Annotated in this window: 16 protein-coding genes; 5 read left to right on the forward strand and 11 right to left on the reverse strand. The window is 65.8% G+C overall.

The window, feature by feature from the left end; translation table 11 throughout:
• Window positions 1-132: 132 nt before the first annotated feature.
• Window positions 133-1,131, reverse strand: a complete 999-nt coding sequence (hemB, locus tag ACOHX0_RS06210) for a porphobilinogen synthase (RefSeq protein ID WP_420675820.1) — start codon at window positions 1,129-1,131, stop codon at window positions 133-135.
• A gap of 184 nt (window positions 1,132-1,315) precedes the next feature.
• Here hemB and ACOHX0_RS06215 point away from each other — a divergent pair, with 184 nt between their 5' ends.
• Together ACOHX0_RS06215 and mfd are read left to right on the forward strand one after the other, a co-directional pair.
• Window positions 1,316-1,837 (forward strand): component of SufBCD complex, encoded by a 522-nt coding sequence (locus tag ACOHX0_RS06215; RefSeq protein ID WP_420675821.1) that lies wholly within the window; start codon window positions 1,316-1,318, stop codon window positions 1,835-1,837.
• Window positions 1,838-1,880: 43 nt separating this feature from the next.
• The gene (gene mfd / locus ACOHX0_RS06220) at window positions 1,881-5,351 is read left to right on the forward strand and encodes a transcription-repair coupling factor (RefSeq protein ID WP_420675822.1); all 3,471 of its coding nucleotides are present in this window, start codon (window positions 1,881-1,883) and stop codon (window positions 5,349-5,351) included.
• A 53-nt stretch (window positions 5,352-5,404) separates the two neighbouring features.
• Here mfd and ACOHX0_RS06225 read toward each other — a convergent pair whose 3' ends face one another.
• The 4 genes from ACOHX0_RS06225 to ACOHX0_RS06240 all read right to left on the reverse strand — a co-directional run bounded on the left by ACOHX0_RS06225 (window position 5,405) and on the right by ACOHX0_RS06240 (window position 10,694).
• The gene (locus ACOHX0_RS06225) at window positions 5,405-7,078 is read right to left on the reverse strand and encodes a hypothetical protein (RefSeq protein ID WP_420675823.1); all 1,674 of its coding nucleotides are present in this window, start codon (window positions 7,076-7,078) and stop codon (window positions 5,405-5,407) included.
• Window positions 7,079-7,150: 72 nt separating this feature from the next.
• Window positions 7,151-8,374, reverse strand: coding sequence for a multidrug effflux MFS transporter (locus ACOHX0_RS06230; RefSeq protein ID WP_420675824.1), 1,224 nt, complete (start codon window positions 8,372-8,374; stop codon window positions 7,151-7,153).
• A 152-nt stretch (window positions 8,375-8,526) separates the two neighbouring features.
• A complete protein-coding gene (locus tag ACOHX0_RS06235; RefSeq protein WP_420675825.1) occupies window positions 8,527-9,183 on the reverse strand; it encodes a DsbA family oxidoreductase in 657 nt (218 codons plus the stop codon).
• Complete coding sequence (locus tag ACOHX0_RS06240) at window positions 9,180-10,694, reverse strand: class I adenylate-forming enzyme family protein (protein ID WP_420675826.1); 1,515 nt, start codon at window positions 10,692-10,694, stop codon at window positions 9,180-9,182. The genes ACOHX0_RS06235 and ACOHX0_RS06240 overlap by 4 nt, the downstream gene beginning before the upstream one ends.
• A 64-nt stretch (window positions 10,695-10,758) precedes the next feature.
• Here ACOHX0_RS06240 and ACOHX0_RS06245 point away from each other — a divergent pair, with 64 nt between their 5' ends.
• Window positions 10,759-11,382, forward strand: a complete 624-nt coding sequence (locus ACOHX0_RS06245; RefSeq protein ID WP_420663833.1) for a helix-turn-helix domain-containing protein — start codon at window positions 10,759-10,761, stop codon at window positions 11,380-11,382.
• 21 nt (window positions 11,383-11,403) lie between these two features.
• On the opposite strand, the gene ACOHX0_RS06250 is transcribed toward ACOHX0_RS06245, so the two are convergent.
• The 5 genes from ACOHX0_RS06250 to ACOHX0_RS06270 all read right to left on the reverse strand — a co-directional run bounded on the left by ACOHX0_RS06250 (window position 11,404) and on the right by ACOHX0_RS06270 (window position 15,714).
• Window positions 11,404-11,634: a hypothetical protein gene (locus ACOHX0_RS06250; protein WP_420675827.1), complete on the reverse strand. Its 231-nt coding sequence runs from the start codon at window positions 11,632-11,634 to the stop codon at window positions 11,404-11,406.
• A 159-nt stretch (window positions 11,635-11,793) separates the two neighbouring features.
• Window positions 11,794-12,450 (reverse strand): aquaporin, encoded by a 657-nt coding sequence (locus ACOHX0_RS06255; protein WP_420675828.1) that lies wholly within the window; start codon window positions 12,448-12,450, stop codon window positions 11,794-11,796.
• A complete protein-coding gene (locus ACOHX0_RS06260; protein ID WP_420675829.1) occupies window positions 12,447-12,923 on the reverse strand; it encodes an arsenate reductase ArsC in 477 nt (158 codons plus the stop codon). Before ACOHX0_RS06260 ends, ACOHX0_RS06255 begins: the two co-directional genes overlap by 4 nt.
• A 22-nt stretch (window positions 12,924-12,945) precedes the next feature.
• The gene (locus ACOHX0_RS06265; protein ID WP_420675830.1) at window positions 12,946-13,779 is read right to left on the reverse strand and encodes an arsenate reductase/protein-tyrosine-phosphatase family protein; all 834 of its coding nucleotides are present in this window, start codon (window positions 13,777-13,779) and stop codon (window positions 12,946-12,948) included.
• A 105-nt stretch (window positions 13,780-13,884) separates the two neighbouring features.
• Window positions 13,885-15,714 carry an extracellular solute-binding protein gene (locus ACOHX0_RS06270; RefSeq protein WP_420675831.1) on the reverse strand — a complete coding sequence of 610 codons (1,830 nt, stop codon included), beginning with the start codon at window positions 15,712-15,714 and terminating at the stop codon, window positions 13,885-13,887.
• A gap of 357 nt (window positions 15,715-16,071) precedes the next feature.
• On the opposite strand from ACOHX0_RS06270, the gene ACOHX0_RS06275 reads away from it, so the two are divergent.
• Window positions 16,072-16,845 carry a 3-hydroxybutyrate dehydrogenase gene (locus ACOHX0_RS06275; RefSeq protein ID WP_420675832.1) on the forward strand — a complete coding sequence of 258 codons (774 nt, stop codon included), beginning with the start codon at window positions 16,072-16,074 and terminating at the stop codon, window positions 16,843-16,845.
• Window positions 16,846-16,951: 106 nt separating this feature from the next.
• A complete protein-coding gene (locus ACOHX0_RS06280) occupies window positions 16,952-17,980 on the forward strand; it encodes a patatin-like phospholipase family protein (RefSeq protein WP_420675833.1) in 1,029 nt (342 codons plus the stop codon).
• On the opposite strand, the gene ACOHX0_RS06285 is transcribed toward ACOHX0_RS06280, so the two are convergent.
• Window positions 17,977-18,687, reverse strand: a complete 711-nt coding sequence (locus ACOHX0_RS06285) for a DUF502 domain-containing protein (protein ID WP_420675834.1) — start codon at window positions 18,685-18,687, stop codon at window positions 17,977-17,979. The genes ACOHX0_RS06280 and ACOHX0_RS06285 overlap by 4 nt on opposite strands.
• Window positions 18,688-18,755: the final 68 nt, after the last annotated feature.

The following is an 18,755-nucleotide window of genomic DNA, read 5'->3' on the forward strand; positions in this document are numbered from 1 at the left end:
TGGGTTGCGGAAGGGGCCGGTTCGCTCCGGCTCTGGCGCCGGTATACGCGGAAAACCGCTGCCTGTCATCTGCCGCGGCGGCAGCGCGGCGGCTTCCCGCTGAGAAATCCTTGCGTCTTTGCGGGGATGGCCTCAGCCGTTCAGCAAACGCGCCGCCTCCGGTGCAAAATAGCTGAGCACTCCGTTGCAGCCCGCCCGCTTGAAGGCCATCAGGCTTTCCATCATCACCTGTTCGCCGTCGATCCAGCCGTTCAGCGCCGCGGCCCTGATCATCGCGTATTCGCCGGAGACCTGATAAGCGTAAGTGGGCACGCCAAAGGCGGTTTTCACCCGGTGGCAGATGTCGAGATAGGCGATGCCGGGCTTTACCATCACCATGTCGGCGCCCTCCATCAGGTCGCGCTCGATCAGGCGCAGCGCCTCGTCGCTGTTGCCTGGGTCCATCTGGTAAGTTTTCTTGTCGCCCTTGAGCGCGCCCGAAGCGCCCACCGCATCGCGGAATGGGCCGTAGTAGGCGGAGGCATATTTGGCGGAATAGGAGAGGATCGCCACGTTGTGGTGGCCTGCCTGCTCCAGCGCCCGGCGCATCGCGCCGATGCGGCCGTCCATCATGTCGGAGGGGCCGATGATACCGGCGCCGGCCTCGGCCTGGGCCAGGGTCATCTTCACCAGCGCCTCCACCGTGGCGTCATTGACGATCTCGCCCTCCACCACATAGCCGTCGTGGCCGTTGATGTTGTAAGGATCCAGGGCGACGTCGGTCATCACCGCGATATCCGGTGCCGCTGCCTTGATCGCCCGGATGGCGCGGTTGGTGAGGTTGTCCGGGTTCCAGGCCTCGGCGCAATCCTCGGTCTTCAGCGCCGGGTCGGTGTAGGGAAACAGGCAGATCGCGGGGATGCCAAGCGCCTGCGCCTCCACCGCGGCCTCCACCGCCTTGTCGACCGAGCGGCGCAGCACGCCGGGCATCGAGGCGATGGGCTCCTCCGCCCCGTCGCCCGCGCGAATGAACATCGGCCAGATCAGATCGCCCGGGGTGAGGGTGGTTTCCCGCACCAGATCGCGGATCGCGGCGCTGGCGCGGGTGCGGCGCAGGCGGGCGGCGGGAAAGGGGGCAACGGTGGGCTTCATGGCATACTCTCGTTCTTGCTTGCCCTTGGGTGGCATGGAAGGGGCGCCAAGAACAAGAGGCACATTCGCCGCGCCGCGCAAGTGCCGGTCTTTGCGGGCTTGCCTGCGGCGCACGCCCGGTTGATATAGGGGCGCATCAACAAGAACAGGCCGACGGGCCGGCAGCTGAAGGATGGGGGCTGGGGTGGACCTGTTTCACATTGTCTATGAATTGATTGACCTTCGATCCTTTTCCAATCTCTGGTACTGGATTGCGCTGGCGGTGATGTGGTCGACGGCCAGCCATTGGGTGCTGGGCGTGCCCTTCGACATGGTCTACCGGGCGCGCCGCAACGGCGGCCAGGCGGCGCAGGACCTGGAGGACATTGTCCGGATCAACGTGAACCGGCTGCTTTATGTGGCGGAGGTCTCAGGCCCCTGGCTCCTGGCGCTTGGCTGCTTCGTCCTCACGATGCTGGGGCTTTTGGGATTTCTTTACCTGGTGGAGTTTGCCCAGGCGGTGTTCCTGCTTATGTTCCCGATGGCAGTGGTGAGCCTGATCAGCTTGGCGACGGCGCGCCGCATCGCGCGGGAACGGGCCACGGGCGAGGTGCTGCGCCGGCGGCTGGCAACCTGCCGCTTCATTATCCAGTGCTTGGGCCTGGTGTCGATTTTTGTCACCGCGCTGTGGGGCATGTATCAGAATCTGACCATCGGGGTCTTTTGAGGAACCTGGGCCGGGTCCAGGGACAATTCGGGAAAGGGCAGGCATGGCACAGCAGGCAGTTACACAGAAGCCGGTCACCATGGGCGGCGCGCCGGAAGGCTATGACGCGCGGCTGATCCTGAAGGAAGCGGAGAAATCCGGCGGTCCGGTGCTGCATGTGGCGCGGGATGACAAGCGGATGGAAGCGATGCGCGCGGCGCTGGCCTTCTTTGCGCCGCAGATGCCGGTGTTCATCTTCCCGGGCTGGGACTGCCTGCCGTATGACCGGGTGTCCCCCAACGCCGATATTTCGGCCGCGCGGATGGCGGCGCTGGCAGCACTTGTGCACCAGATGCCGGAGCGTTTCGTGCTGCTCACCACGCTCAACGCCGCGAGCCAGCGGGTGCCTGCGCGCGAAATCCTGCGCGAGGCCGCCTTTACCGCGCAAGTGGATCACCAAGTGGACGAGGACGCCCTGCGCAAATTCCTGGTGCGCATGGGTTTCACGCAGAGCCCCACGGTAATGGAGCCGGGAGACTACGCAGTCCGCGGCGGTATCATCGACATCTTCCCGCCGGGCGAAAGCGGCCCGGTGCGGCTCGATCTGTTCGGCGATGTGCTGGATGGCGCCCGCCGTTTCGATCCGGCAACTCAACGTACTACCGAAAAGCTGGAAGTGGTGGAGCTGGCGCCGGTCTCCGAAGTGATCCTGGACGAGGCCGCGATCACCCGCTTCCGGCAGAACTACCGGATCGAGTTCGGGGCCGCGGGCACCGACGACCCGCTCTATGAGGCGGTGAGCGCGGGCCGCAAGCATCAGGGTATCGAGCATTGGCTGCCGTTTTTCCACGAAAAGCTGGAAACGCTGTTCGACTACCTGCCCGACGCGACGGTGACGCTCGACGATCAGGTCACGCCTGCGCGGCTGGCGCGCTGGGAGACGATTGCCGACCAGTATGAGACCCGCAAGCAGGCGATGACCCAGAAGGGGCGGATGGGCACCGTCTACAAACCCGCACCGCCGGGCTTGCTGTATCTCGACGATGCCGCCTGGCAGCGCGCCACTGCGGCGCACCGGATGGTGCAGTTCCACCCGCTGCCGCAGGCCTCCGGCCCCGGCGTGGCGGATGCGGGCGGCCGTATCGGGCGCAATTTCGCGCCCGAGCGCCAGCAGGAAAACATCAGTCTTTTCGGGGCCTTGGCGTCGCATGTGAAAGCCCGGATGCAGGAAGGGCCGGTGCTGATCGCCTCCTACTCCGAAGGCGCGCGCGAACGCCTCACCGGGCTCATTGAGGACGAGGGCCTGGCTGAGGCGATTCTGGTGCGTGATGGCACCCGCATCGGCAAGTCCGGCCTGCATCTCGCGGTCTGGGCGCTGGAACACGGGTTCGAGGCGCCGGACATGACGGTGATCTCGGAACAGGACGTCTTGGGCGACCGGCTGATCCGGGCGCCGAAGAAGCGCCGCAAGGCGGAGAACTTCCTGACCGAGGCGCAATCGCTCTCGCCCGGCGACCTGGTGGTGCATGTGGACCACGGCATCGGCCGCTACAAGGGGCTGGAAGTTGTCACCGCCGCCGGTGCCGCGCATGAGTGCCTGCTTCTGGAATATGCCGAAGCCTCAAAGCTTTACCTGCCGGTCGAGAACATCGAACTGCTGTCCAAATACGGCCACGAGGAAGGGCTTCTGGACAAGCTTGGCGGCGGCGCCTGGCAGGCCAAGAAGGCCAAGCTGAAAGAGCGCATCCGCGAGATGGCCGACCGGCTGATCCGCATCGCCGCCGAACGCGCCCTGCGCAAGGCGCCGGTGATGGACCCGCCGCCGCACGCCTGGGAGGAATTCTCGGCCCGCTTCCCCTATCAGGAGACTGACGACCAGCTGCGCACGATCGAAGACGTGATGTCGGATCTGCACTCGGGCCAGCCGATGGACCGGCTGGTCTGCGGCGACGTGGGCTTTGGCAAGACCGAAGTGGCGATGCGCGCGGCCTTTGTTGCTGCGATGTCCGGCCTGCAGGTGGCGGTTGTCGCGCCGACCACGCTTCTGGCGCGCCAGCATGCGGCGTCCTTCAAGGCGCGGTTCCGGGGATTTCCGCTGGAAGTCAGACAGTTGTCGCGCTTTGTGTCCTCGAAGGAAGCGAGCCAGACCCGCGAGGGTCTCGCCAAGGGGACGGTCGACATCGTGATCGGCACCCATGCGCTCCTGGCCAAGAGCGTCCGGTTCCAGAACCTCGGGCTTCTGATCATCGACGAGGAACAGCACTTCGGCGTCGGCCACAAGGAGCGGCTGAAGCAGCTGCGCAGCGACATTCATGTGCTGACGCTGACCGCCACGCCGATCCCGCGCACGTTGCAGTTGAGTCTCACCGGGGTGCGGGATCTGTCGATCATCGGCACCCCGCCGGTGGACCGTTTGGCGATCCGCACCTACGTGAGCGAGTTCGATCCGGTCACCGTGCGCGAGGCGCTGCTGCGCGAGCATTACCGCGGCGGGCAGAGCTTCTACGTGGTGCCGCGCATCACCGACCTGCCGGAGATCGAGGAGTTCCTGAAAGAGCAGCTGCCGGAACTCACCTATGTGATCGCGCATGGGCAGATGGCGGCAGGCGAGCTGGATGACCGGATGAACGCCTTCTATGACGGCAAGTTCGACATCCTGCTGGCGACAACCATTGTCGAATCCGGGCTCGATATTCCGACCGCAAACACGATGGTGGTGCACCGCGCCGACATGTTCGGCCTCGCGCAGCTCTACCAGATACGCGGCCGGGTGGGCCGCTCGAAAACCCGGGCCTACGCCTACCTCACCACCAAGCCGCGCCAGCGTCTGACACCCACGGCCGAAAAACGCCTGCGCGTGCTCGGCTCGCTCGACACGTTGGGGGCGGGGTTCACCCTTGCCTCGCAAGACCTCGATATCCGGGGTGCGGGCAACCTTCTGGGCGAGGAGCAATCGGGCCAAATGCGCGACGTGGGGTACGAGCTTTATCAGTCGATGCTGGAGGAGGCGATTGCCAAGATCCGCGCGGGCGAGATGGAGGGGCTGTCGGACGCAGACGAGCAATGGGCGCCGCAGATCAACCTCGGCGTGCCGGTGCTGATCCCCGAGGACTATGTGCCGGATCTCGACGTGCGCCTGGGGCTTTACCGGCGGCTCTCGTCGCTCACCACCAAGGTGGAGCTGGAGGGCTTTGCCGCCGAGCTTATCGACCGGTTCGGCAAACTGCCCAAGGAGGTGAACACGCTCCTCTTGGTGGTGCGGATCAAGGCGATGTGCAAACGGGCGGGAATTGCCAAGCTCGACGGCGGGCCCAAGGGCGCGACTATCCAGTTCCACAACGACAAGTTCGCCTCGCCGCAGGGGCTGGTTGAGTTCATCAAGGCCCAAGACGGGCTGGCCAAGGTGAAGGACAACAAGATTGTCGTGCGCCGCGACTGGAAGAAGGACAGCGACAAGATCAAGGGCGCCTTCGCTATTGCCCGCGACTTGGCGGAGAAAGTGGTGGCCGAGAAGAAAAAGGCGAAGGCCGGGTAACGGGCGCCAAGGAAATTCGAATTTCCTTGGCAAATTTCTTCGAAGAAATTTGCTCAGCTGCCGCCGCTGTCTGGCGCCATCGCCGTCCGAGCGCAGAAACATGAGGCGGCCACGGAGCGGCCGGCGCGGGCCAGCGCCAGGTCCAGTTTCTGTTTTATGTGCCTGATTTCAGTATCTTCGCCGCGGGCCTTCAGGCAATCATGCAGACCCTTGAGGCTCCAGACATTGTCCGGGTGGATCGAGGCCCTCGGCAGGGTGCCGTCGAGGCCCAAGTCGGCGCGGTAGACCGCTTCGGCCTCCTCTTTCCGGCCTTGCTCGAATAGCAGCGCTCCCAGTGCGTGGCGGGTGGGCTGCATCCAGCCCCACGGTTCGTCATAAGGCAGGTTGTCGTCCAGCTCCGCCGAGCGGCGCAGATGGGTGAAGGCGGCGTCGTAGCTGCCCTTGCGGTACTCGATCTCGCCGCGCAGCATTTCTTGTGCGATTTCAAGCAAGTCCACCACGCGGTTGTTGTGCAGCAGTCGGCTTTCCGGCACCCGCGCCTTGGCCTCAAGGAAGCGTGTTTCTTCGGCCTCAGCCTCCGCCACGCGGCCGGTGGCGGCATAGGCAATGGCGCGGGCGTAGCGGGTGTTGGCGGTGAGCGTGCGGTAAAGGTCCGGGTCGGCGGGCAACTCCAGCGCCATCGCCTCCTGCCAGCGCCCGAAGCGGACCAGGATATGAGGGTGCATCGCCATGTAGCTCTCGAAATAATCCGCCATTGGCGGGCTTTCGACGCGCAGCATCGCCTCGGGCGTGGTCTCCCGCATCGCCTCAACGGCGCGCAGGGCGGGGTCTAGCTGGCCAAGGAACAGCGCGCCATAGATCACGAAGTGGTAGTTGTGCAGGCGGTAGCCCGTATAGATGTTGAAGGCACCTTCGCGGGTGTAATACTTGAGGTCGGCTTCCACTGCCATCTGGTTCCAGCGCACGACGTTGTTGTAATCGCCGCAAAGCACGTCGATATGCGTGGGCATATGCACCAGGTGGCCCGCGTCGGGCACCAGGGTGCGCAGCACGTCGGCGGCTTTCAGGGCCTTCTCGGGAGTGGGAGACATCTCCATCAGATGGACGTAGAGATGCAGGATCCCGGGGTGCTCCATCGCGCCGGGTACGGCCAGCATGGCGTCCTCCAGCACCTCCTGCGCTTCCAATGTAGCGGCGCCTTCGGCCGGCACTCCGCGCCGCAGGTCCCACATCCGCCAGGGGGTCAGGTTCAGGAGGCTCTCGGCATAGACTGCGCGCAGGTCCAGATGGTCCGGGCAGGCGGCAAATGCCGCGCGCATGGCATCGGCAAAGGCGTGATCCCAGGCGTGCATGTCCTCCACCGGCGCGCGCTGCGGATAGCGGGCGGGGAGGGCGCGGATCAGCAGTGCCTCGGCGCCGGTGCAGCCCTCAAGGCAGGCAAGCGCGGCCTGGGTTGCATCATAAGCCACGGCGAGTGCGTCGGCGCGGCCCCTGTCGTCGCGCAAGGCCCAGGGCAAGTTATAGTTCGGCCCGGCCGCATAGGCGATGCCCCAATGTGCCATGGCGCAGCGCGGATCGTGTTCCAGCGCCCGGCGGAAGCAGGCCGTGGCCTCGTCGTGGTTGTAGCCGTAGGTCCAGATCAGCCCGCGATCGAACCAGGCCTGTGCCACGGGAGAGGATGTCGTGATCGGGCAGGTGTGGCTGCCAAGCTCATAGTCGTAGCGCATGAAAAACCTCCCCGGTTGCCCGGAGAGGTTAGGCGCGGGCCCGCGCCCGGGCAAGGCGCTTGCGGGCGCCGGTCACTCGGCCGGCAGGCGTTCCTCGGTCCGGGCCATCCGCAGCATCAGGTAGAAGGCAACCGACGCCATTGCCAGCAAGCCGCAGCCCAGAGGAAGAAGCGTTCCGTCGAACATCAGCCCAACCGGCGCGGCGATCAAGGCCGCGAGCACGGTGGAGATCGAGCCGATCACCGAAGCGGCCATGCCCGCGATGTGACCCATCGGCTCCATCGCGATGGCGTTGAGGTTGCCGAGCGTGGTGCCTGCGAGGAAGAAGACGCTGGTCTGCCAGGCCACGAAACAGGCAAACAGCAGGGGCTGGGGAAGATCTGCGGTGCTCAGGAGCAGCATGACGGTGCAGATGGCGATCTGCACCCGGAGCGACCAGGTCACGATGCGGCGCATACCGACACGCTCCACGATGGCCGCGTTCAACAGGCTGGCGGAGCCCGCCATGAGCGCGACGAACCCGAACCAGAACGGAAAGGTCTCGGCGCGGCCGAAGATCACGTCATAGATCGGCTGCACCATGGTGAGCATGGTCAGCAGCATCCCCATGCAGAGCGTCTGCACCAGGATCGACAAGCGGACCGATGGATGCGCGAACATCTCCCGTACCGCCGCAATCAGCAGCGGCGCGCGGAACGGGCGGCGGTTCGCGCGCGGCAGGGTTTCCGGCAGGCGCAGCCCCATCCACAGCACCATGATGACGGCAAACAGCGCAAAAGCGAGGAAGATGCCGCGCCAGCCGGAGAACGCGATGATGCCCGCGCCCAGCATCGGGGCGATGGCCGGCACCAGGGTGAAGATCATCATCGCCAGCGACATAAGCTTGGCCATCTCGCGGCCCGCAAAGAGGTCACGTACGATGGCGATGCCGACGATGCGCGGGCCTGCGGCGCCCAGCCCCATCAGCACACGGGAAATCAGCAGCACTTCCAGGGACTGCGCCGTCCAGGCCGAGGCCGCGCCGAGGATGTAGAGCGCCGCGCCGCCCGCGATCACCCGCTTGCGGCCGAAGGCATCGGACAGCGGCCCGGTGAAGAAGGTGCCAATGCCGATGCCCAGCATGAAGGCGGTCAGCACCAGCTGCGCGCGGTTCCCGTCGCCGGGGCTGAGCGCGGCGCCGATCTCGGGCAGGGCGGGCAGCATCGCGTCGATGGAAAAGGCGATGGTGGCAAACATCATCGCGATCAGCGCGATGAACTCGCCCTTGGCCATGCCGTGCGCGGGGGAAATTGACATCTGGAACCTCTGACACCTCTTCAGGCGGCGCCGGGGATCGGTCCGGTCTGGGAGGCGTCCGATCCGGGTATCACGAATCCCCGGAGCGGACCAGCGCCCGGCCGCACAGATTTCTGTGCATTGTTGCGATGCTAAAGAGTGCGGCCCGCCGCTCAGGCCGTGCTGCCGTCTTCCAGCTGGCTGCGCAGGTCCGCGATCACCTGCTGCCACAACTCGGGCGGCTGGGCACCGGGCACTGCGTGCTGGCTGGCGACGATGAATGTCGGCACCGAGGTTACTCCCATCTTGCGCGAATGCGCATCGCGGGTGCGGATGGTCTCGACGTCGCTGTCGCCGCTCAGCAGCCGTGCGGTCGCCTCGGGGTCCATGCCGATGCAGGCCGCGATCTCCTGCAGCACCCCCGCGTCGCCGATGTCCAGCGCCTTCACGAAATAGGCCTCGAACAGGGCATCCACCGCCTGGGTCTGCTTGCCCTCGATCCCGGCCCAATGGATCAGCCGGTGCGCGTCAAGCGTGTTCGGCGTCCTCTGCATCGCCTCAAAGTTGATCTTGAGCCCGGCTTGCCCGGCATGTTCCACCACCGGAGCGTAGGCCTTCACTGCGGCCTCCTTGCCGCCGAACTTGTGCTCCAGGTATTCGCGCCGGTCCATGCCTTCGCGCGGCATGTCGGGGTTGAGCTGAAACGGGTGCCACTCGATGACGAAGGGGTGGTCCGGCACCGCGGCAAGCGCCTTGTCCAGGTTTGTCTTGCCGATGTAGCACCAGGGGCAGATCGGGTCGGACAGGATGTCGAGCTTGACGGCGTTCATGCGGATTTTCCTTTGAAACAGGCGGGCAGGGCGCGGCGCAGGAGTTTGCCGTTGGCGCCCGCGGGCAGGGTGTCGAGGCGGATGTAGGCGCGGGGCTGCTTGTACCGCGCGAGCCGCGCGCTGGCAAAGGCGGCCAGGTCCGCGGCGTTCAACTCTTCGGGACCGGTGTAGAAGGCGGCGATGATATAAGTATCTGGCTTCACCTCCACCGCGGCCACGCCGGCCTGGGTGATGCCGGGGTGGGCGGCCAGGGCGGTCTCCACCTCGATGGGCGAAACCCGGTAGCCGCCCGCGTTCATCATGTCGTCGTTGCGGCCAAGGTAGCGGATGGCGCCGCTTTCGGTCATTGCGCCCTGATCGCCGGTCAGAAACCAGTCGCCCTGGAAGCGGGCGGCGGTCTCTTCGGCCGCGTTCAGATAGCCGAGCATCAGCCCGGGATCGGAGCGGTGAATGGCGATGGTGCCTTCTGCGCCGCGCTCCAGAACCCCGTCAGAGCCGAGGATAGCCACCTGCCGCCCCGGCTGCGGGCGGCCGAGCGTGCCGTCTTCGGCGGGCGCTTCGGGGGCGGCGGAGATGAAAGTGGAGCATTCGGACATGCCGTAGGCTTCATAGAGCGGCTTGCCGGTTGCCTCTACCCAGGCCTCCAGCAGGTGGGCGGGGAGCTTTTCGCCGGCGGAAAGCCCGTGGCGCAGGTCCGGCAGGTCCAGCGGGAGGTGTGTGAGCATTTTTCGGTAAACCCCTGGTGCAGCAGCGAAAAGCGTGGCTCGGTGGCGCTTGAGCAGTGCAGGCAGGGCTTCGGGTGGGGTATCCGGGCCGGGGATCAGCGCGGCGGCGCCATTGGCCCAGGGGTCCATGAGGCCGGTGCCAAGCGTGAAGGTCCAGTTGAAGGCGCCTGCGTGCAGCAGGCGGTCTTCGGAAGTAAGGCCGTACCAGCCCTTCACCATCATCCGCCGCGCCCAGATGGCCCGGTGGGCATGGGCAACCGCACGAGGGCTGCCGCTGGTGCCGGAGGTATAGACCACATAGGCCAGCCGCTCCGGATCGCCTTCGGTATAGCGGCAGGGCGGCAGCGCCTGCATCGCGCTGAGCTCGGCGCGGGTGATCTGATGCGGATGCCGCGGGCAGGGAATGGCCGGGTCGCGCAGCACCGCGGCGGGTTTGAGCCCGGTGAGGATGCGCGCCACTTCCGGCTCGGTCAGCTGGGGCGAAGTCGGCACCGGAACGAGGCCCGCCGCGATGGCGCCGAGGTAGGCAACGGGGAACTCCACGGTGTTGCCAAGCCTGAGCAGCACCATGTCTCCGCGCCGCAGCCCCGCATGCAGCAGGCCGGTGCCGGTGCCGCGCACGGAGGCCTCCAGCCGGGCGTAGCTCCAGTCTTCGGCGCCGTCCGCCGCCAGCACCGAAAGCGCCGTTTTCTCCGCCAGCCGCTCCGCATGGCGCAGCACGTACGCGGCGAGGTTGAAGGGAGAGGGGCAAGGCGCAAAAGGCGCCGGATCGGAGAGGGCCAGCATAGGGGATGGCTAGCCCGTGCCGTCCTGCGTTGCAAGCCGCTCCGCAGGCGCCTATAGAGTGGGCATGACGGACCGCGACCCCAAATCCCTGATCACTATCGCCCGCGCCAGCGGCGGCGAGGAGACTGCCGAACCGCTCGACCTTGGCGCCCGGGTGCGCGAGCTGCGCAAGGCGCGGGACTGGACGCTGGAATATGCCGCCAATCAGGCGGGGCTGGCGCGCTCCACCCTGTCGAAGATCGAAAACGGCCAGATGTCACCGACGTACGAGGCGTTGAAGAAGCTGGCGGTGGGACTCGAGATCTCGGTGCCGCAGCTGTTCACGCCGCCGCAGCGCGACCAGGTGAACGGCCGCATGACGGTGACGAAATCCGGCGACGGATCGGCCCATGCGACCGCGACCTATGAGCACGAACTGTTGGCCGACGGTCTGACCCGCAAGCAGATGCTGCCCTACCGTGCCCGGGTGCGCGCCCGCGCGATGGAGGAATTCGACGGCTGGGTGCGCCACGACGGCGAGGAGTTCCTTTACGTGCTGACCGGCGTTGTGAAGCTATATACCGAGTTCTACGAGCCGGTTGAGATGCGCCGCGGCGACAGCGCCTATTACGACGCCGCCATGGGGCACAACGTGATCTCGCTCAGCCCCGAGGACGCGACGATTCTCTGGGTAACCTCGCTGGCCTGATCGGAACCCTGGCCTGCCAGATCAGTTGGCGCGGCCGTCAAGCTCCATGAGCAGGCTTTCGATATAGAGGAAGTCTTCGACCTCTTCCCTGGCTTCGGTCAGGGTCAGATGATGGGTGCGGGCCAGGTAGGCAACAAATTTGTCCCGGTCTTCCACGATGGAAGGCGCCTTGCTGACTTTCAGATACGGAAAGCGCTGCTTGATGCGGGGCATCCTGTCGAACCAGCTGGCAGCTGCTGCTTGTACAGGCATGGGGGGCACTCCCAGACAAACGGTTTCTAGCTATCGGACTCTGATGGTAACACTTTTTGCTGGTGATGTAACGATTACGAGAAGTTGTTGCATTGCGGTCACGGTTTTGGGCGGGAATTTGCCGCTCCCGCCCATGCCGCCGTGTTGGGAAACAGGGGGTCACGCCCTGGCAAACAGCCGCGGCAGCACTGCGTGGCCCAGGCCGACGGCGATCAGCTGCATCAGGATGAACATCGGGATATGGCCCGGATAGATGCCTGCAAATGTGTCGCTGAAGCCGCGCGCGATGGTGACCGCCGGATTGGCGAAGCTGGTGGAGGCGGTGAACCAGTAGGCGCCGGTGATGTAGAGACCGACCAGCGCGGGCACGGCCTCAGGGCGGGAGCGCAACCCGCCGAAGATCACGAACAGGAGCCCGAATGTCGCCAGCACCTCGGCCAGCCACTGGGCGCCGCCGCTGCGGTGCATGGTGGCGGAACTTTGCAGCACATCCAGGCCGAACATGCCGTGGCAGGCCCAGACCCCCAGGATGCCGCCGCCGGCCTGTGCCAGCACATATGGCGGCACGGCGCGCCAGGAGTGATCGCCGCGCAGCGCGAAGGCCAGCGTGACCGCAGGGTTGAAATGCGCGCCCGACACCGGCCCGAGCGTGGTGATAATGACATAGAGCATGCAGCCCGTCGCCACCGCATTGGCCAGAAGCGCCAGCGCCACGTTTCCGTCCGCCAGCCGCTCGGCCATGATGCCGGAACCGACGACGCTGACCAGCAGCATCGCGGTGCCAAGCCCCTCAGCCAGCAGCTTCTGTCCGGTCATGCCAGCTCTCCGATCCGGGCGAGTTCGGCGCGCAGCTGTTCCGGCGCCATCTCCTTCACGGGCAGTCCCAGCAGCGCCTTGGCGCGCCGCTCCAGCGTGGCGTGGGCGGCGCGGAAGGCGTCATCCCAATCTTCCGGCCTGGCCGCGGCCGGATCCGGCACGCCCCAATGCGCCCTAAGCGGCGCGCCGGGCCAGACCGGGCAGGTCTCCCCCGCGGCGGCGGCGCAGACGGTGATCACCAGATCCATCTCAGGTGCGCCGGGTCCGGCGAATTCATCCCAGCTCTTGGAGCGGGCGCCGGAGGTGCCGATGCCTTTTTCCTGCAGGAGCGCCAGCGACTGCGGATGCACCAGCCCGGTGGGGGTGGAGCCTGCCGAATAGGCGCGCACAGCGCCGCGGCCCCCGGTGTTGAGGATCGCCTCCAGCAGGATGGAGCGGGCGGAGTTGCCCGTGCAGAGCACAAGTATATTCATGGGGTGAAGCCTGTCGTTGAAGTTATTCGGGGCGCTGCATCTGCCCGATGCCGTCGACGCGGTGCTGCAGGGACAAGCGGTCCAGCGTCTCGAATGGCAGCGCAGCAAAGGCGCGGATGCGGTTGAGGAGAAGGCCATAGGCCTGCTGGAAGGCAAGGCTTTGCTCAGCTTCGGTGCCTTCCGCGCGCACCGGGTCGGCAAGGCCCCAATGGGCGCTCATCGGCTGGCCGGGCCAGGCCGGGCATTCCTCGTTGGCGGCGGCGTCGCAAACGGTGAAGATGAAATCCATCTTCGGCGCGTCGCCGGCGGCGAACCGGTCCAGATCCTTGGAACTGAGGGGGGAGGTGTCGTACCCATTGGCGTTGAGCAGCGCGATCACCTCCGGGTGCGGCCCGCCGGAGGGGCGGGTGCCCGCGGAATATGCGCGGAACTTGCCGCCGCCCTCGCGGTTCAGGATCGCCTCGGCCAGCAGCGAGCGGGCCGAGTTTCCGGTGCAGGTGAACAGCACGTTCAGGGGGCGCCCGGCGGCCGGCATGGGCAGCGCCTCACCGGATGCAGGGGCACAGACGTCGGGCCGGTTCCGGCAGCAGCCTGCGAGAAGTTCGTCGAACATCCCGCGCAGGCCGGACAGGTTTGCGCCATAAAACAGCGAGGTGCCCTGGCGCTGCTGCGAGATCAGCCCCGCCTGTTTCAGCACCGTGAGGTAGGCGGAGGCGGTATTGGCCTTGTATCCCAGCGCGGCGGCGATCTCACCGGCCGGCACGCTGTCCGGATAGCGCCGCATCAGGAGGCGGAACAGCGCGAGCCGTTTCGGATGCGCCAGCGCGGCGAGCTTATCGGTGATTTCTAATTCCATAATTCGCGAAATACGGAATCATAAACTAACTGTCAAGCTGCCACGGCCGGAAAGCGGCCTTGGCAGGGATCAGAGCATATTGGGGGGGGCGGGACGGGCAGGCGGTCAGTCCGCCTGCCACCACCAGACATCGGGCATGAAATCGGTGCGATCGCCATAGATCGGCAGCCGGTCCGGGTAGCGGATCTCCTTCACATGGGCGATACGGCCGGTGTCGAAGTTCCAGAACGGAATGACATAGCGCCCGGCGGTCAGCACCCGGTCGAGCGCGCGCACCGCGGCGGTGAAGTCCGCGGGGTCCTCGGCCGTCAGCATGGCGTCGATCATCGCCTCCGCCGCGGGGCTGTTCATGCCCATCAGGTTGCGGCTGCCGGGCGTCTCCACGCCCTCGCTGCCCCAATAATAGCGCTGCTCGTTGCCGGGACTCAGCGACAGTTCCCGGCGGTAGCGGGTGAGGTCGAAATCATAGGCGGTTTCGCGCTCGACATATTGTGCGTTATCAACGGTTTCCGTGGTCAAATGGATGCCAAGGCGTTCCAGCGCGCGCCCGTAGATCCCGGCCACTGTTTTCATCTCGGCATCGCCCTGGCGGATCAGCAGGGAGAGCCGCAGCGGCTGGCCTTCGCCGTTGCGCAGCACGCCGTCCTGCACCTGCCAGCCGGCCTTCGCCAGGAGCCGCACCGCCTGGCGCAGGTTGGCCCGGTTGCGCAGGCTGCCGTCGCCTTCGGGCAGGGTGTAGCCCTCCAGCGTGCCGGGGGCGAGGCTGTCTGCGAAGGGGGCCAGCAGGGCTTCGGCCTTGCCGTTTGCGGCTCCCGGCTGCATCGCCAGATCCGAGCCCGAGAAATAAGAGGTGATGCGGCGCGGGCTGGTGCCGGCCACGGTGGAGCTGATGTATTCGTAGTTGAAGGCGAGGATCAGCGCCTCCCGCACACGCCAGTCATCGAGCGGCGCGCGGCGGGTGTTCATCACCAGCCCGGTCATGCCCGAGGGGCGCTGGTGCGGGATCTCGCTTTTCACCACATCGCCGCGCTGGATCGCCGGGAAGTCATAGTCGTTTTCCCATTTGGCGGCGTTGAATTCGCGCACCGCGCTCAGCTCGCCTGCCTTGAAGGCCTCCATCAGCACGGTTTCGTCGCCAAAAAAGTCGATGCGCATCTCGTCGAAGTTCTGGGTGCCGCGGCGGAAGGGCAAGTCCTTGCCCCAGTAATCCGGGTTGCGGGTGAAGGTGACGAAGCGGCCGGGCTCGTGATCGCTCACCACGTAGGGCCCGGTGCCGATCGGGGCGCCGCCGACGGCGCCGCTGCCGAAAGGTTTGCCTTCGAACTGCGCCTTCTGCAGCACCGGCCGCATGCCGGCGATCAGCGCAAGTTCCCGGTCCTCTGTGTTGAAGGTGAGGCGCAGGCTGCGGGGGCCGGTCTGCTCGATCTTCTCCACCTTGGTCCAGAAGCCGCGGTAGCGCGGGTGGCCCTCGGTGCCCAGCGTTTCGTAGGACCAGATCACATCCTCGACCGTGACCGGGCTGCCATCGGAGAATCGCGCCTCCTCCCGCAAGGTGAATTCCACCCAGGAGCGGTCCGGCGGCACCTCGATTGATTCGGCCAGCAGGCCATAGAGTGTGAAGGGTTCGTCCCAGGAGCGGCCCATCAGGCTCTCATATCCCCAGAACCGCAGCTGCCACGGCGGGGTCCCTTTAAGGGTGAAGGGGTTCAGGCTGTCAAAGCCGCCGGTGTTGCCAAAGACCACCCGGCCACCTTTGGGCGCATCGGGGTTGGCGTAGGGTAAAGCCACAAAATCCGGTGGCAGCTCAGGGTCGCCATACATAGCTATGCCATGGCTCGGTTCCGCGGCCGCGACTCCGGCTCCGGCCAGGAGGGTGATTCCCGCCAGCACGCCACGCCAATTGAGGAAGTTTTTTGACCGCACTTGCCTAGCCATCCTGCTCTGCCCTTATTTTCTTGAGCTTGCACGCTACGAGCGCTTTTTCGTCTTTTCAAACTTTTAGCTTGGATGGAAGCCGGAAATTGCTTATAAAGAGATCACTGCTCGATAGGTTTCTTGCCTGTATGAAACCTGCCTCAATAACTAGCGCCCGCCTTGTGCGGGCGTTTTTTTTGTGCGCTAGCCGCTCCGCTGTCCCGGAACCGTTCCGCCGGATAGATCAATGGCGACCCCGCGTCAGGTTGAAGGCCCCGTCGCCAGGAACGCCCGCGCCGCCTTGCGCGTTTCCTTCGCGCATGCAGCATGGCAGAGTGGTGCCAGTTACGTTCAAACAGACCCGAGGGGAAGAGCATAATGTCCTTGCAAGGAAAAACCGCCGTCGTCACCGGCTCGAATTCGGGAATCGGGCTGGGGGTCGCGCGCGAGCTGGCGCGGGCCGGGGCCGATGTGGTGCTGAACTCCTTCACCGGCCGGGAAGAGGATCACGCGCTGGCGGCGGAGATCGCCGAGGAATTCGGTGTCACCGCGCGCTACATCCAGGCCGACATGTCCAAGGGCGCCGAGTGCCGGGCGCTGATCGAAAAGGCGGGTGCCTGCGATATCCTGGTGAACAACGCAGGGATTCAGCACGTTGCGCCGATCGACACCTTCCCGGAGGACAAGTGGGACGCGATCATCGCGATCAACCTTTCTTCCGCCTTCCACACCACGGCGGCCGCGCTGCCGATGATGCGGGCCGCGGGCTGGGGCCGGGTGCTGAACATCGCCTCGGCGCACGGGCTCACCGCCTCGCCCTACAAGTCCGCCTATGTCGCGGCCAAGCATGGGGTTGTCGGCATGACCAAGGCGGTGGCACTGGAGACCGCCGAGGAGCCGATCACCTGCAATGCGATCTGCCCGGGCTATGTGCTGACGCCGCTGGTGGAGGCGCAGATCCCCGACACCATGGAGAAGTACGGCATGGGCCGCGAGGAGGTGATCAAGAAGGTCATGCTGGAGCGCCAACCGAGCCGGGAGTTCGCGACGGTGGAGCAGCTGGGCGGCACCGCGGTGTTCCTCTGCTCGGACGCGGCGGCACAGATTACCGGCACCACGCTCAGCGTCGATGGCGGCTGGACGGCGCTGTAAAGCGGGCGATGTAAAGCGGGCGATGGGGAGGGGGCCAGCCCCCTCTTGGCCCTTTCGGGCCAATTCACCCCCGGGGTAGTTACGGTCAGAAAGTAAAGGACAGATTTTGGCAAAGCGGATTAACCTGGCCCTGCAGGGCGGCGGCGCCCATGGCGCCTTTACCTGGGGAGTGCTGGACCGGCTGCTGGAGGCGGAGGAGATCGAAGTGGCGGCGATCACCGGCACCTCGGCGGGCGCTTTGAACGGGGCGGCCTTCAAGGCGGGCATGGTGGATGGCGGACGAGACGGTGCAAAAGCGGCGCTGGATGCCTTGTGGCGGCGGATGGGCGCGGTCGGCGACATGCGCTTTGCCCATTGGCTCACCAATTTCGATGCAGTGGCCTGGGCCGGGGTGATGGAGGCGGCCATGCCGTTCTCACCGCTGGAGGCGGCAAGCCAGATGATCTCACCTTATCATTACGGGCCGTTCTACGAGAACCCGCTGCGGGATGTGGTGGAAAAGTTCAACTTCTCCGAAGTTTGCGCGGAGGAGGGGCCGGAACTGTTCATCTGCGCCACCTGCGTGCGCAGCGGCAAGATCCGCATTTTCGAGGGCGCGGAGCTAAGCACGGAGGCGATCCTCGCCTCGGCCTGCCTGCCCGACATGTTCCAGGCGGTGGAGATCGAGGACCCGGAAACCGGGCGGATGGAGGCCTATTGGGATGGCGGCTTCACCGGCAACCCGGCGCTGTTCCCGCTGTTTCGCGACGGCCTGCCGGGGGATGTTCTGATCGTGAATATCAACCCGCTGGAGCGGGACGAGGTGCCGAAGACGCCGCAGCAGATCCGCAACCGGGTGAACGAGATCAGCTTCAACACCTCGCTTCTGCGCGAGCTGCGGGCGATCAATTTCGTGCAGCGTCTGATCGCCGCAGGCACGATAGAGCGCGGGCGGATGAAGGAAGTGTTCGTGCATATGGTCGCCGATGACGACCTGATGACGCGGCTGTCGGTGACCACCAAACTGGTTCCGGTGCCGCAGATCCTGACCCGGCTCAAGGCGGCTGGGCGCCAGGCAGCGGAGGCGTTTCTGGAAAGTCATGAGGCCGACCTGGGGGTGCGCTCCTCGGCCGATCTGCCGACGATGTTCGGTTAGGCGCCGTTTTCGCCGGCGGCCTTGCGGCCCTGGGCGGCCGGGCGGCCCGGGTCCTTGGCGTTGGGGTAGACGAGCCCCGCCGAGATCACCAGCTTGGCCGCATCCTCGACCGTCATGTCGAGTTCGATCACGTCTTCCTCGGGAAAGAACAACAGGAAGCCCGAGGTCGGGTTGGGGGTCGTGGGGACGAAAACGCTCATCAGCCGGCCGCTGGTTTCGGCCCGGTCGGAGACCTCGCCCTTGGCGGTGGTGGAGATAAAGCCAATGGCCCAGATGCCCTTGCGCGGATACTGGATCAGGCAGGCCTTGTCGAAGCTGCGTTCAGCCTGGGCAAAGACGGTTTCGGAGATCTGCTTGATGCCGGAGTAGACCGTGCGCACCACCGGCATGCGGTCGACCAGGCGCTCGGCAAAACCGATCAGCGAGCGGCCGATGAGGCCCTTGGCGATCCAGCCCACCATGATGGTGAACAACAGGAAGATGATCAGCCCGACGCCGCGCAGGTTGATGCCGATGTATTGCTCGGGCCGGAAGGTGGCGGGCACCAGCGGCAGCACCACGCTGTCGATCCAGCCCATCACCGTCCACAGCAGCCACACCGTCAGCCCCACCGGCGCGATGACGACGATGCCTGTGAAGAAGGACGCCCTGAGGCGCGCAAACAGGCCCGGCCGGCGGTGGGGTTCGTGGTCAAATGGCGTGGTCATCGGTCTGCTTGGCAAAATCGGGTGAAGGGAACCTAGGCACGGTCCCGGGGCGGAGCAATGGCTCCGCC

The organism is Cribrihabitans pelagius (genome assembly GCF_048820915.1).
GTDB lineage: Bacteria > Pseudomonadota > Alphaproteobacteria > Rhodobacterales > Rhodobacteraceae > Cribrihabitans_A > Cribrihabitans_A pelagius.